General features: G+C 59.4%; 13 protein-coding genes and 1 tRNA gene. 5 read left to right on the forward strand and 9 right to left on the reverse strand.

All coding sequences use genetic code 11. From position 1 onward, the window contains the following. Window positions 1–72: 72 nt before the first annotated feature. Window positions 73–1,371 carry a tRNA guanosine(34) transglycosylase Tgt gene (tgt, locus tag H3T89_RS08010; RefSeq protein ID WP_015021142.1) on the forward strand — a complete coding sequence of 433 codons (1,299 nt, stop codon included), beginning with the start codon at window positions 73–75 and terminating at the stop codon, window positions 1,369–1,371. A gap of 56 nt (window positions 1,372–1,427) precedes the next feature. Further along, window positions 1,428–1,510, forward strand: a tRNA-Leu gene (locus tag H3T89_RS08015). Window positions 1,511–1,579: 69 nt separating this feature from the next. Here H3T89_RS08015 and H3T89_RS08020 read toward each other — a convergent pair. The 7 genes from H3T89_RS08020 to H3T89_RS08050 form a co-directional block, all read right to left on the reverse strand. Then, the gene (locus tag H3T89_RS08020; RefSeq protein WP_015021141.1) at window positions 1,580–2,218 is read right to left on the reverse strand and encodes an RpiB/LacA/LacB family sugar-phosphate isomerase; all 639 of its coding nucleotides are present in this window, start codon (window positions 2,216–2,218) and stop codon (window positions 1,580–1,582) included. Window positions 2,219–2,277: 59 nt separating this feature from the next. Continuing rightward, a complete protein-coding gene (locus H3T89_RS08025; RefSeq protein ID WP_015021140.1) occupies window positions 2,278–3,087 on the reverse strand; it encodes a gluconate 5-dehydrogenase in 810 nt (269 codons plus the stop codon). An 80-nt stretch (window positions 3,088–3,167) separates the two neighbouring features. Beyond that, the gene (locus tag H3T89_RS08030; protein WP_198216763.1) at window positions 3,168–4,004 is read right to left on the reverse strand and encodes a sugar phosphate isomerase/epimerase family protein; all 837 of its coding nucleotides are present in this window, start codon (window positions 4,002–4,004) and stop codon (window positions 3,168–3,170) included. Between the two features lie 75 nt (window positions 4,005–4,079). Then, window positions 4,080–5,831, reverse strand: coding sequence for a hypothetical protein (locus H3T89_RS08035; RefSeq protein ID WP_198216764.1), 1,752 nt, complete (start codon window positions 5,829–5,831; stop codon window positions 4,080–4,082). A gap of 42 nt (window positions 5,832–5,873) precedes the next feature. Continuing rightward, window positions 5,874–6,707 carry a carbohydrate ABC transporter permease gene (locus H3T89_RS08040; RefSeq protein ID WP_227028589.1) on the reverse strand — a complete coding sequence of 278 codons (834 nt, stop codon included), beginning with the start codon at window positions 6,705–6,707 and terminating at the stop codon, window positions 5,874–5,876. Between the two features lie 17 nt (window positions 6,708–6,724). Continuing rightward, on the reverse strand, window positions 6,725–7,591 hold the full coding sequence (locus tag H3T89_RS08045) for a carbohydrate ABC transporter permease (protein WP_232347244.1): 867 nt from the start codon (window positions 7,589–7,591) through the stop codon (window positions 6,725–6,727). An 88-nt stretch (window positions 7,592–7,679) separates the two neighbouring features. Then, entirely contained in the window at window positions 7,680–8,939 is a 1,260-nt protein-coding gene (locus tag H3T89_RS08050) for an ABC transporter substrate-binding protein (RefSeq protein ID WP_198216766.1), read from the reverse strand. Between the two features lie 324 nt (window positions 8,940–9,263). On the opposite strand from H3T89_RS08050, the gene H3T89_RS08055 reads away from it, so the two are divergent. The 3 genes from H3T89_RS08055 to H3T89_RS08065 are packed head-to-tail and all read left to right on the forward strand — an operon-like array spanning window position 9,264 to window position 12,461. Then, window positions 9,264–10,364, forward strand: coding sequence for an ROK family transcriptional regulator (locus H3T89_RS08055; protein ID WP_269749219.1), 1,101 nt, complete (start codon window positions 9,264–9,266; stop codon window positions 10,362–10,364). Continuing rightward, window positions 10,357–11,379: a sugar kinase gene (locus H3T89_RS08060; protein WP_198216769.1), complete on the forward strand. Its 1,023-nt coding sequence runs from the start codon at window positions 10,357–10,359 to the stop codon at window positions 11,377–11,379. The genes H3T89_RS08055 and H3T89_RS08060 overlap by 8 nt, the downstream gene beginning before the upstream one ends. After that, entirely contained in the window at window positions 11,376–12,461 is a 1,086-nt protein-coding gene (locus H3T89_RS08065) for a glycoside hydrolase family 88/105 protein (protein WP_198204105.1), read from the forward strand. The genes H3T89_RS08060 and H3T89_RS08065 overlap by 4 nt, the downstream gene beginning before the upstream one ends. Here the strand turns inward: H3T89_RS08065 and H3T89_RS08070 are convergent. Beyond that, window positions 12,458–13,822, reverse strand: coding sequence for a dicarboxylate/amino acid:cation symporter (locus H3T89_RS08070; protein WP_198216770.1), 1,365 nt, complete (start codon window positions 13,820–13,822; stop codon window positions 12,458–12,460). The two genes, H3T89_RS08065 and H3T89_RS08070, sit on opposite strands and share 4 nt — an antisense overlap. 175 nt (window positions 13,823–13,997) lie before the next feature. Beyond that, the coding region (locus H3T89_RS08075) for a metal-sensitive transcriptional regulator (RefSeq protein WP_198216771.1) at window positions 13,998–14,159 on the reverse strand (162 nt) is incomplete at its 5' end.

Below are 14,159 nucleotides of genomic sequence, written 5' to 3' on the forward strand. Positions count from 1 at the left end.
TTGGATGAAAGTCACATCGACTGTTCGCAGGGCGGCAGCGGGACGGTTGGAAGTCTTGGATACAGTGGAGCCATGAGCCTGATCACCAACCCACTGGGAACCGCGCCGGGCCGACCCGGCGACCGCGCCGCATTCTCATTCGAGACCCTGAACCGCCTGCCCGACAGCGCCGAAGGCCTGGGACACGATGGCCGCCGCTACGGCCGCACCGGCATCATCCACACCCCTCACGGAGACATCCACACCCCCGCGTTCATCCCCGTGGCCACCCAGGCGGCCATGAAGGCCGTCCTGCCCGAGCAGATGCGGGAGCTGGGTGCCCAGGTCCTCCTGGCCAACGCCTTCCACCTGTTTGAACGTCCCGGTCCCGACATTCTGGACCAAGCAGGCGGCCTGGCCCGGTTCATGAACTGGGACGGCCCCACCTATACCGACTCGGGCGGCTTCCAGGTCCTCTCGCTGGGGGCTGGATTCAAGAAGACCCTGGCCATGGACGTGACCGGCATGAAATCGGACCAGGTGATCGCTGAAGGCAAGGAGCGCCTGGCCTTCGTGGACGAGGACGGAGTCACCTTCAAGTCTCCGCTCAACGGTGACCGTCACCGCTTCTCGGCCGAAATCTCCATGGGCATCCAGCACCGCATCGGCGCCGACATCATGTTCTCCTTCGACGAGCTGACCACACTGATGAACACCCGCACCTACCAGGAACAGTCAGTGGAGCGCACCTTCCGTTGGGCCAAACGCTGCGTGGAGGAGCACCAGAGGCTGACCCAGGCACGGACCGGCAAGCCCTACCAGGCCCTGTTCGGCGTGGTACAGGGGGCCAACTATGAGGATCTGCGCAGACGCGCCGCCCGCCAGATCGCCTCCCTGGACTTCGACGGCGTGGGCATCGGAGGCGCCATAGAGAAACGGCTGCTGGGACAGACCTGCGCCTGGATCTGCGACGAAATGCCCGAATCCCGGCCCAGGCACGTGCTGGGCATCGCCGCCGTGGACGACATCTTTGCAGGCGTGGAGAACGGCGGGGACACCTTCGACTGCGTATCCCCGGCCCGCTGCGGCCGCAACGGGGCCGTCTTCACCCGTGACGGCCGCTGGAACATCAAGCGCGCCCAGTTCAAGACCGATTTCAGACCCATCGAAGAGGACTGCGACTGCTACACCTGCACCCACTACTCCCGGGCCTACATCGACCATCTCCTTCGCGCCCATGAGCTCAACGGCTACACGCTGGCCACCATCCACAACGAACGCTTCTTTGTGAGGCTGCTGGACGAAATCCGCCAGTCCATCGACGGCGGCTACTTTGACGAGTACAAGAAGGAGACCCTGGCCCGGTTCTACGCTCACGGATCCAAGGGCTGAACCAACACGCCCTTATTGCGCCGCGCAGACAACCGTGCTAACCTTTTCAGTTGTCTGCGAACGTGGCGGAATGGTAGACGCGCTGTCTTCAGGTGGCAGTGAGCTGATGCTCGTGAGGGTTCAACTCCCTCCGTTCGCACTTGTAGATATAAATGAGGCGCCGGAATCCCGGCGCCTCATTTATATTTTCTGACCTGTCTTTAGCCGTTCAGGCCAGCAGGGCAGCGATGCGGTCTTTGATTGGCCCATCCTGGGCGTTGGCCATGAAGTATTCCGCAAAGTGTTCGCCTGCTATGGTTTCCTTGACGAAATCAGGATCCAGCCTATCCAGCACTTCGGTGAGAGGACGATAGACTTGAGCCTTCACCTTCTGCAGGATACCGGCATTGCAACGCTCCGGCACAGCCCGCTCCTTGGGATAGCCGCCTCCCATGGGCTCTGCGAAGAGCCGCTCGAAGATCAGCTCCAGATTGAGCTCACCGCCCCAGCCAAAACCCTTGGCGAAGGGAATCGACAGGGCGTTGCCTCCGTTGATCTGGCTGAACAGATAGGCGTCAGTGGGCTCCTCCGCCAGACCGCAGACAATCCCGGGGAAGCTGTTCAGGGCGGTCATGGCCCCTTGACCTGTGCCGCAGCCGGTGATCACGAAGTCGACTGCCCCAGCGTTGAGCAGGATGGATGCCAATAGCCCATTCTGCACATAGGTCAGCTGGCTCTCCCCCTGCTTGCCGTACATACCGTAGTTGAAAGTCTGATATCCCTTGCTGTCGCAGACCTTCTTCAAGGTCTCAAAAATAATCTGATTCTTGGCGGCCTGAGAATTTTCGTTGATTAATGCCACTTTCATGATCGTGCATTCTCCTTTGCTGATAGATTGTCAATATAGTGGGATTCTGGCACCGCAGTTCACTCCGGCTGCTTGCCGATATAAGCCAGGATGCCCCCATCCACATACAGCACCTGACCGTTGACGAAGTCGGATGCCGGGGAAGCCAGGAAGACTGCAGGCCCTTGTAGGTCTGCGGTCGAACCCCAGCGGGCAGCCGGGGTCTTGGAGATGATGAACCGATCGAATGGGTGCCGGGATCCATCAGGCTGGCGCTCGCGCAGGGGAGCCGTCTGTGGTGTGGCGATGTAGCCTGGGCCAATGGCATTGCACTGGATGTTGGCGTGCCCATACTCGGCGCAGATGTTTCGGGTCAGCATCTTCAAACCGCCCTTGGCCGCCGCATAGGCGGATACTGTTTCCCTTCCGAGCTCGCTCATCATGGAGCAGATGTTGATGATCTTCCCTGCGCCCTTGGCGATCATGCCCGGCAGCACAGCTTTGGAGACGATGAAGGGGCCATTCAGATCCACGTCCACCACCTTGCGGAAATCGGCGGCGCTCATGTCAAGCATGGGAATGCGCTTGATGACGCCTGCGTTATTGACCAGGATGTCTACGGTACCCACCTCCTTGCCGATGCGCTCCACCATGGCCGCCACAGCCTGCTCATCCGTGACATCGCAGACGTAGCCATGCACCGGAATCCCGGCTTCCCGATAAGCGGCCAATCCACGATCCACCGATTTGGGATTGGAGGCGTTGAAGACGATGGTGGCGCCTGCCTCATGCAAGGCCGAAGCAATGGCGAATCCAATGCCGTAGACGGCCCCGGTGACCAGCGCTACCTTACCTTTAAGTGAAAACTGGTCCATGGAAAACCCTGTCATGATAACCTCCTTACGAATTGGTCGGGGTCCAAGGCACCCAACCGTTTTCCTCTGCTCCGCGGACGCGAATATACGTCAATTCAATAATTGGCATATCTCTCCACCACGCGGGCGATGGCCGGCCCCTTGGTCTCCTCGAAGACCACAGCCGACATGGGCCTATAGGCCTTGACAAGATCCAGAACGGCGGGAACGTCCATGATCCCCTCGCCATTGTCGCAGGGTTGGACCTGTTCCTTGCCGGGTACGATTCGATAGTCCCGTACATGAACGGCCAGGATCCTGTCAGCAAAGGCATCAAACCCGGCCCGGGCCAAGTCCATCTGTTCCCCGGCATTGCCGGCAAAAATCAGGGAAGTCGGATCGAAGACCACGCCCAGGTAGGGCGAATCGATCTCATCCAGCAGCCGCCGAGTGCGCGCCACCGAACAGATGGGATGGTTGATGCCCGGCTCGATGCCGACCATGGTTCCCATACGCTCCCCGTAGGCCACAAGCCGTGATATGGATGCGCGGGCCTGCCGGTAGGCTTCCTCAGTGAAGTTGGCCTCGGTGCGACTTATAGGCTCGGGAAGAACCGAACCTGTCTCGCTGGCCACCATCGGCGCGCCGAAGCAGCGCGCGAAGCGCAGATGCGCCTCGAATTGCCGCAGCAAGGCCTCCCGACGCACCGGGTCGGGATGGATCATGTTGATATAACACCCCAGTACAGCCACATCGACCCCGTGCGCCCCCAACTGACGACGACAGGTCTGACCAATGCCGGGATTGATTCGGTCCACCGAAGCCAGATCGGGGAACTGCCGAGCCAGAGACAGCTGGACCGCATGGACCCCATACCCTTCCAGTCGGGCGCCCAGGGATTCGAAGTCATCGACCCCGGGAACGTCATGCCCCCTCACTGCAACGGTAATCATCCTTGGGCTTCCTCCTCACCATCTCCGATTGATTGGTCAACTGTAATAGCAATGTCTGCAGGGTTTGACTTTGTTTCATGCTCTTGCCATACTCCGTTGCCAGCGAGCCGAAAGAACCAGATCTCCGGCGGTCGACCCCGAGTAAATCAACTTCTGGCCAGCCACTGCATCGTCGCCTCCCGGGTAGGTATAGCATTCCCCGGGATCGTATGCCATGGGATGCTCAGACGGTCGGCCCTGAATGCTCAGGCGCAAACAGGTGCGATCATCCTCGGCCCCGGCTACGATCTCCGCCGGCTGTGCCTCGGAAATCCTCCAAACCCCATTGCCATCGGCCCTGGCTCCGGCACGAATCCCCATCTGGTCCCCCTGCAGAGCCAACAGGCACGTATAGGTAGTGACGGGACCTTGAAAGCGGGCGCGCAGATTGAATCCATCCGGGCACATCTCGACTTCGATCCGCGTAGACAGAGTCAGATCGTCCCGTCGGCGCCGATCGAAGTCCATGCAGGCGAAGAACCTTCCTTCGTCGGTTAACCGGTATGCAGCATCGTTTCGGCAGAATCTCTGATCAAGCGGCTGGTAATAGCCGCTGGTACGCATATCGCGCATGACCCAGGCCAGCCTGTTGCCCTGCCTGACGCAGTGGCCGGGGCGCAACGGACCCAGGCCGAAGAACTCCGGGGATATTCTCAGTGTCTCCAGAGTCAGCCCAGGCGTTGAGAAATCGACAATCGTGGAGTTGTTGGCCAGCCCCGAGGCCACCCGACCAGTATCGGGAAAGTCCGATCCGGCATAAATGGAGGCTGTCATGCTCGATTGAGCCCATGAATCCCCGGACAGCAGGACCCTGGTCAGCCCGGACTGCTGATACTCCTGAACCCGATCATCGCGGTCCTCGGCCCCATCGACCTGGGGCAGAGGCCCAGCCAGGCGCGGATCCACCAGAAGCTCAGCCAGATGTCGAGCCGGATCAGCCAGACGGCGCCGGGAAAGCCACGAGGCCCAGCGAACCACCCGCGGGTCGCCCTTGACCACAGCCAACAGCCGGGCCTGCGAAAGGAAGGGCTCGGGGTCGAATGGCCGGTTCTGGTCCTGACGACGCGATTGAACGGTCTCCATCATTCCGTCTGGTCGCATCAGAGCAACCTGGGCGCGCAGGTTCCTCTCGACCAGGTCCAGGTATTGGGTATGTCCGGTCCTGCGCGACATGGCAATCAGACATGGGTTGGTCACATAGGCTGCGTAGTTGGGGCTGCGCTCCGAATAGAGACCATCGGGCTGAATATCGATGCCTTCGGCCAGCCAGGCCTCAGCACGGGAACGCAGTTCGCTCCCACCCAGGAAGAGGTTGAGCCCAACCAGGGCGCTGGCTATCTCCCATCGGTGGTTGGGAGTATGCACGCCCCCCTGCAACATGGCCGGGGCGGCACGGCGGGCTATCTCAAAGAGGGGTTCACGCACGGCCTGGATCACGGACTGGGGGCAGTCCTGGACCTGCATCAACTCCAAGGTCAGGCACAGATCATTGATGGTGAAGGCGCTATCGGGAGGAGAAACCAGATTATCCCCGCCAGAGAAGAGCCCCTCCTCCAACTGCAAGTCGGCCAAGTGCTCCAGCAGGGCCGGGAGCATTTCGGCCAAGTCCGCCGTCTGCCCGGAGGGACATATTGCAGACACAGCAACCACGGCCTTGATCAGCTCCATCGTCGGACGGTGCGACAAACCAGCCAGCAAATCAGAATCCCTATCCAGAGCCTGCAAGCGTGTGCGAACGAATCGCAGCGAGCTACTGCTCAGGATTTGGGTGTAGGACATATCTGACATCACATAGGCCTTTCCTCCATGGAATGTCCGCCCGGACATGGCTCAGCCCTTGAAGGCTGCATCGACATCCGAACCAACGATGTACTTTTGGCAGAACATGAAAATCAGGACCAGCGGGATCATGGAGATGACAGATGCCGGCAGCAGGATGGCCCAGTCGATCTTCTCCGCACCAACCAGCGTCCGCAGTGCCACCTGCAGAGTGAACCGTTTAGAGTCATTGAGAATCAGCAATGGCCAGATATAGTCGTTCCAGCGCCACTGGAAGGAGAAAATGGCCAGGGTCACAATGCAGGGCTTGGCGATGGGCAACATGATGCGCAGGAAGATCTGCAGTTCGGAGCATCCGTCCACACGGGCCGCCTGCATCATCTCATCAGGGACCGTCAGGTAGTACTGGCGGAACATGAAGATGCCGGTGGCGGTGATGATCGAGGGAACGATTATACCGGCCAGGGTGTTGTACAAGCCGATGTCGCGCACGACAATGAAGGAGGGCGACATTATGACCTCAGTGGGCAGCATGGTCGTCAGCAGTATGCCGATGAAGAAGAGCCTGGTCCACCAGTAGTCATATTTGGCCAGTGCATACCCGGTCATGGAGCTCACGATCACGGTCAGCACGGTGGTGATGATGGCGACTATTGCCGTATTGCCGAAGTAACGGGCGAAGTCGATCCTGCTCCAGGCCGCCGCGTAGCCAGCAGTGGTCCATCGGCGGGGAAGGAAGCTCATGGGCACGGCGAAAAGCTCATCCGGCCCCTTGAAGGAGGACAGAATCAGCCAGAATACCGGGAAGGCGAAGCAGATGACCAGGAACCACATCATTATGGTGGAGGGTGCGTCTGTCTTGACCCGTTGCCACCACGTTCTCACAGATACAGCATGCATATCTAGCGACCCCCTGTTTTCTTGTTCAGGCGCATCTGCAGCAGCGATACCGCAACCAGAATGACCAGCAGAACCATGGAGGCTGCCGAGGCGTAGCCGATGCGGGAGTTGGAGAATCCTGTCTCGTAGATGTACTGGACCACCAGTCGATTGGACGTGCCTGGTCCGCCCCCGTTCAGGGCCTGGACCATGGCGAACTCCTTGATGCCTCCGATAGTGCCCAACAGGACGACCATGAAGGTGGTCGGAGCGATGCCGGGCAATGTGATATGCACGAACTTCTGCCAGATGTTGGCCCCGTCCAGTGAGGCCGCCTCATAGAGGGAGGTCTGCACATTCTCCAGAGCGGTGATGAACAGCAGCATATTGAAGGCCATTCCGGCCCAGACGCCGGCAAGGATAAGCACCAGGAAGGAGAGGTTGGCATCGGTTGCCCAACGCATGGGGTGTCCGCCCAGCCCCTGGATGACCTGATTGACGATGCCGAAGCCCTCGCCGAACATCCATCGCCAGATCAGACCGGTGATGATGGGAGAGACCAGCCAGGGGATGAAGAAGAGGGTGCGGGCCAGGGTCCGGCCGACTGCCTTCCGATTGGTCACCAGAACCGCCGCCAGCAGGGACAGGCAGACGTTCAGAGGCACCGAGCACAGGATGTACTCAAAAGTGCGCAATAGTGAGGACCAGAAGTCATGGTCGGCCAGCAGCGTGGTGTAGTTGGACAGGCCCACCATCCGGTACTTGGACAGGCCCTTGTAGTTGGTGAAGGAATAAAAGAGTCCGATTGCTGCAGGCCAGATGAAGAAAATCACATAGAGCACCACAGCGGGCAGAATCAAAAACAAGGGCGCTGCCAGCGGCTTTTTCATTCTCCTGGGCGCTTTACCGCCCTCACCCGCTCTTCCATGGGACCTCACCATAGACCTCACCTCCATAGTCTTTGCCGAACCAGTGGATTCACTGTTTGTTGTCGACGGTGTAGGACTTGGTGAACAGGCGGTTCATATTAGCCACGGTCGTGTCTACATCCTGCTCGTCAGACAGGTACTTGATCGTCTCGTCCTTCATGGGGTCCTGGCTCGGCAGAACAGCGCCCTTCAATGCAAGCTCCAGCTGGGTCATGACCTGGCGGGAAAGCACATCCTGATCGGATTCACGAATGATCTTCTGGTAGAGTTCCATGTCCTCGTTGTGGTTGGCATACTTAGGCGTGATGTCGTTGAGGGCAGGTAGATAGTTGCCCTGCTCGCAGAAGGCAGTGTAGTTCTTCTTGCTGTAGAACCAGTCGAGGAACTTTTTGCCCGCAGGACTCAGGGCGACCATGTAATTGGTTCCCACATTGGTGGCCTTGGTGGGCGAGGCAGGCATGATGACACTCTTCCAGGTGAACGAGGTGATGGATGTGTTGAAATCAGCGATCTGCCAGTTGCCCGAATAGTAGGCGGCCACCTGTCCCGACTTGAACAGAGCCGAGGGATCCTCATTGGAAGCCCAGACCGACTTGGGCATGATCTTGTCGTCATCGATGCTCTTGAGGAACTCAAGGGCCGTCTTGGCCTTGTCATCCAGACCCCAGGATCCATCCGCATGCTTGCGGACGCCCTTGGATCCGAACTGATAGAGGAAAGAGCGTTCACGGTGACTGGAGGCATCCATGACCAGGCCATACTTGGCTCCAGTAGCCGCTTGCACCTTTTTCAAGGCGGCTATGAATTCCTCCCAGGTCCAGGATCCGTCGGGATCCGGATAGGAGACACCAGCCTTGTCGAACAGCGAGGTATTGAGGAAGAGGCCCACAGCTGTCAAATCAGAGGCAATGGTGAGTATCTTGCCGTCCGGAGACTTGCGCAGAAGGCTTTTCATGGCATTATGATTATCGGCTATATTGGTCAGATCCTCCAACTGATCGGACCAAACAGGGTTGATCTGGGGGACACGCGCCACGTCGGGAAGGTCATCGGCCTTGGCGGCATTGGCGATTTTGGTGCCGAGATCCGCATAGGGCACCTCCATGATATTGACCTTGACCCCGGTGTCCTTGGTGTACTTCTGGGCCATGGTCTTGTAGGCGTTGTTCTGATCATCCGAATAGGTCAGGGTGATCTCCTTGGCATCTGCCCCAGAATTTCCCTTGGACCCGCCACCGCAAGCGGTCAGGGCGAAGATAGAGACCACCGCCACTCCAGCGGCCAGGAATCGGCGAATTATCCTTGGCATACGACACTCCTTTGTGAGTCCGATCTCACGTCCACGTGAGATATCAACTTGAGAATAATACTAGCATAGATAACGAAAGTCTGTGAACAAAATAGTGAAACTCCTGTTGATTATTGTATTGATGCACTTTCGGAATCGCAATGAATCAGGCGTCTCCACCTGTGAATCATCAGGAATATCTTAATCTGAACTACTATTTACTATCATTATAAGAATAAATGTCGGAAAGGCAAGCAGGCAATCGGTCTCTTTGCGGAAAGAAAGACCGACCACATCGATATGAGAGACAGGAAAAACATGGGCAGACGGACCGCAGGAGCGAACATGGCCCTCCATGGGAACAGAGATCGGGTTGTCACAACCAATAGGAGCGTTATTCTAGACACCCTATGCCATACCGATAGCCTTTCTCGGGCCCAAATCGCTGAGTTGACAGGAATCCCGCTGCCAACTGTCCACCGACTTTGCACCCAGCTTCGGAAGGAAGGCATTATCCAGGAGAGCGCGAAGAACCGCGATGGCCGAGGCCGGCCGGTTCGCCTGCTGCATCTGAATCCGAGCTTCCACGCCGTTCTGGTCGTCAATGTCAGAGGAACAGCCATTGATGGAGCCGTGGTCAGCCTGAATGACCGGATCCTGCACGAGGAGCACATGCCTCAACCGCCAGAGGACGATAAAGGGGGCACCGGTAGCCGCATACGCGCCATTACCGCCATGGCCCGGCTCCTGGATCGCTGGGCCGCAGATCGGTCCATTCCCTGCACCGGTATAGGCGTAGCCGTGCCCGGCATCGTCCAGAACGACGGCATGGTTACGGCCGCCAGTGAATTGGGCTGGAATGAAGTACCCCTGGGCGCCATCCTGCGTACGGCCGACAAAGGCCCTGTTCTTGTAGAAAACAACGCCAATGCCTATGCATATGGAGAAGTCCTGGCAGGAGCGGGGAAAAACCATAACCCGGTGGTCGGCTACACCATCCGCCATTTCGGCGTAGGTGCCGGCATCGTCGTGGACGGCTGCATCCTACGGGGGAGCCATGGCATGGCCGGCGAGATGGGCTACACGCTGACCAGTCGGGAATCGCTGGACAAGTACTACACATACGGCGGCGATCTGGAATGGCAGATCTCCCAGATCAGCGCCGTCGAGGACCAACCGAGCAAACGAAGCGAGGAAACCCTGATCGATTTGATCAGTCTGTCCATCGGGGATATCTGCCTGGTGGCCGACCCTGAAATCATCGTCCTGGACATCGCTCCAACCTTGCCAGGGCAGCGAATCCGGGAGGGCATCCGACGGCGCCTGATCGGACGCATCCCCCACATGCCGGATCTCGCAGCAACCCAGCTGGGCAGGAAAGCTCCCCTGATTGGCGTGGGAGAGCTGATCAGCCAGCAGGTCAGGACGGCGGCCTTCAATGTCTAGCATGGACAGCAGGCGGCAGGGGAATCCCCTACCTGTGGTCGGCGTGGACGTAGGCGGAACCAAGACCCGCATCGATACGCTTTTTTCAAGACATCGCCAAAGCCTGACCTTGGCTTCGGACTCATGGCGGAGGAACAGCGACACCGTACTTCCACACGATATGAGCCGACTGGCCGAGCTGGTACAGGCACAGGCGGCCAAACGCCGACCTGGGCCGGCTGTGCTGTGTCTGGGGCTGCATGGGGCCGATACACCCCAGCAGCTGAACCTGGCCACGACGGCATTGACCGAACAACTGCCCGGATGGCGGATCCGCGTGGTCAACGACGCCGAGCTGCTGGGGCCGACGGCGGGCATCAGGCAGGCGTTGAATCTGGTGGTAGGCACCGGCATGGTCGTTGTCGGTCGGGATACCTCCGGCAATCTGGTGCGAGCCGACGGATACGGATACGGTTGGCTTCTGGGCGACTATGGCAGTGCCCCTGCCTTGGTCCGGGAAGCAGTCAGGGAAATACTGAACCGCGGCGTCGTCGCGGGAACGGAGGCAGTCATGGAAGATCCTCTGACACAGGATCTGTTGGAGCACTTCACCGTGCGGGACATCAACCAGTTAGCCTTGGCTTTCGGATCATCCGCAGACGAACAGGCCTGGGGGCGTCTGGCTCCGCTCTTTTTCCGGTCTCTGCAGAAAGGCTCGGCCATCGCCGACGAAATATTGGACCAGGCTGTGACCCGCATCGGCCTGGCCGTGAAAGCAGTCATTCATGCCGGGGCCTGCGGGCGCCAAGTGGTGGCTGCTGGCGGGGTCATCACCCACCAACCGATCATGGCCCACAGGCTGAGCGGGGTCCTTGCCTCATTGACAGGCGGCCCTGTCGGCCTCCGCCTGTTGGAGGACCCGCCCGTCACCGGAGCTCTGGCGCTGGCTTCAAGGCTACAGAGCGATACTGGTCAAACGACCTCAGCAGATGAGACAATTATCATGCCGATTAACAAAAAGGGGACTGAATCATGAAACCATCATCACCAGCGCAGTACGCCCAGGCGGCCGTGGACACCATGCGGCGTAAATTCCCCAAAGGAAGCGATCTGCCGCCCCGTAATCACTTCCATTATCACCAAGGGGTCTTCCTGTCGGGCGTTTACCAGACATTTCTGCTCAATGGCCGTGAGGACGACATGGCCTATCTGCAGGAATGGGTGGATGCCAATGTCGACGAGCGCGGACACGTACTCAACCAAGACCAGATCTGCCTTGACGACATTCAACCGGGCATTCTGCTTTTCCCCTTGGAGGAGCGAACCGGGGATCCCCGATACCGGAATGCCCTGGATCAGCTGGCCGGAGAGCTGCGGCTCTACCCCAAAAACAACGAAGGCGGCTTCTGGCACCAGCAGCGGGCGGCTGGACAGATGTGGTTGGATGGCCTCTACATGGGCGGACCTTTCATGACGGAATACGGTCGCCGCTTTGGGGACCCGGCACTGATGGACGAGGCCATCAGGCAGGCCCTGCTCATGCAGAAGAAGACGCGCATACCCGAGACCGGGCTCTGGCGGCATGCCTACGATCCTTCTCGCCAAGCCCAGTGGGCGGATCCGAAGACTGGTCTCTCGCCTGAATACTGGGGTCGATCTGTCGGCTGGGTGCCCGTAGCCATTGTGGATGAGCTCGACCAGATTCCACAGGACCACCCGGGCCGCGAGGATCTGCGAAACCTGGTCCGCGACCTGCTGACCGCCGTCTGCCGCTATCAGGGCCCCGACGGCCGCTGGTGGCAGGTTCTCGACAAGGTCGGTCAGGAGGGCAACTGGCCTGAGAACTCTTGCACCTGTCTCTTCGTGGCCGCCATCTGCAAGGCCGTAGACCAAGGCATTCTGGACAAGACCTATCTGGAAGCGGCCAACAAGGGGTATGAGGGGGTCATAAAGAGCCTTGAGTGGCAGGGAGATGACCTCCTCATCGGTGACATCTGCGTAGGAACCGGCCCCGGGAGCTATGAGGAATACTGCCAGCGACCCACCAGCATCAACGACATGCACGGGGTGGGCGCCTTCCTGCTCATGTGCGCAGGAATGGAACGCAACAGGGCCTAGTCCCCTGACTGTTGTATCTCATCGTCCGCTTCAATGTCCTGGTCGTCGAAGACCTTGCGGCCCTTGTAAAGATCCAGGTCCAGCTCGTTCTCGGTCCTGGCCACGATGACTGCCGTATTGGCTGCGCCAGCCACGTTCACCAGCGTGCGGCCCATATCAACCAGCTGGGAAATAGGCTGCATGATAGCGATGAATGGTACGGGCAGGCCAGCCGCCGTGAATAGGGAGGTGGCGGTGATCGTGGCTGTGCCGGGCACACCCACCGTCCCCACGGAAACCACCAAGGCAAAGACGATCAGGAGGGCGAAGCGCAAGGGAGAGTAAGGAATCCCCTGGGCGTTGATGGCGAAGACCGCCAGGAGAACGGGCCAGAGCCCGGCGCATCCGGGCATGCCCAGATTGGCTCCCAGACTAGCCACGAAGGAAGCCGTCTCTTCGGGAACGCCGGCAGAGCGCAGCTGACGGACTGTGACAGGAATGGTGCCGATGCTGCTCTCCGAGGTGAAGGCCACCACGCCCGCCGGCCAAAGGGAGCGGAAGAAGGGCAGAGGATTGACCCTACCGACCAGGGCCAGGATCAGGGGTTGGACCAGGAAGAGCTGAATGGCCAGACCCAGGTATGCCACCAAGAGAACTGCCAACAGGGGCAGAAGGCTCTTCAGATTGCTGCGACCGATGGCGGCTGCAATCAGGGACAGAACCGCATAGGGGGTGAAGCCAACCACGATTTGGGTGGCCTTTGACAGGACCACATTGCCGGCTTCCACGAAAGCCTTGAAGGGGGCCACGCTCTGCTCGCCGCGCGGTGTTGATGCGGCCTTGTTAAGAGAGACCGCCAAGAGGATGGCGAAGATCACGACGGGAATGACCTGGTTGTGGGCCCAATTGTCCGCCAGATTCGATGGGAATAGACCGACCAGAGTATCGAGTACCCCTGGCACCTGGCGAGGTTTGGCCCCCTTGGGCAGGGCCTGGTTGAACCCCTTGCCGACCTGGAAAAGCAGTCCTAGAACCAGGGCAATCACGGCGGCTGTGAAGGTGTTGACCAGGAGAAGAACAATGGTCTTCACACTGATGCTCTTCAACCGACCAGACCCGCCGATACGGCTGATACTGGCGATGATGCTGAAAAGCAGGAGCGGCACCACGAGGGCCGAGATGACCTCGGACCAGACGTTGCCGAATGCTCCTACATAGGTCGTGTGGCCGGAGAAGCCCACACCCACCAGGATTCCCAACACCGTCGCTATGATGACCCGCCAACTGAAGTTGACCTTGGTCTTCCTGCTCAGCAGGGCCAGTCCTGCAAAGAGAATGACGACCACTATCAGGGCCGCCCAATCCCAACTCGTTTTCGACATTGCCTCTCCCCTTCAACCTCTCTTTCCCAGGACCGAACGGCCCGGGGTTGGGGTTCAATCTAACAGGAGAAAAGCGGAAGTCCAACCATTCCCGGAAGAATGCCTATACCCGTTGCTTATGGACTGCTATTCCCAGGCGGATTAGGCCTGGCTGACGGGGGGGGGGGGGGGAGGGCTAGGAGCGGACCAGGCGGGCGATGGCCTCGGAAGCCTCCTCCATCTTCTCGTCGGCCTCCTCGCCCCCCTTTTCGGCAGCCTCGCGGACGCAGTGGTTCATGTGGTCGTCCAGCAGGGTCAGGGCCACCGACTTCAGGGCGCTGGTCGAGGCGGCAATCTG

Source organism: Bifidobacterium sp. W8114 (assembly GCF_016101165.1).
In the GTDB taxonomy this organism is placed as follows: domain Bacteria; phylum Actinomycetota; class Actinomycetes; order Actinomycetales; family Bifidobacteriaceae; genus Bombiscardovia; species Bombiscardovia asteroides.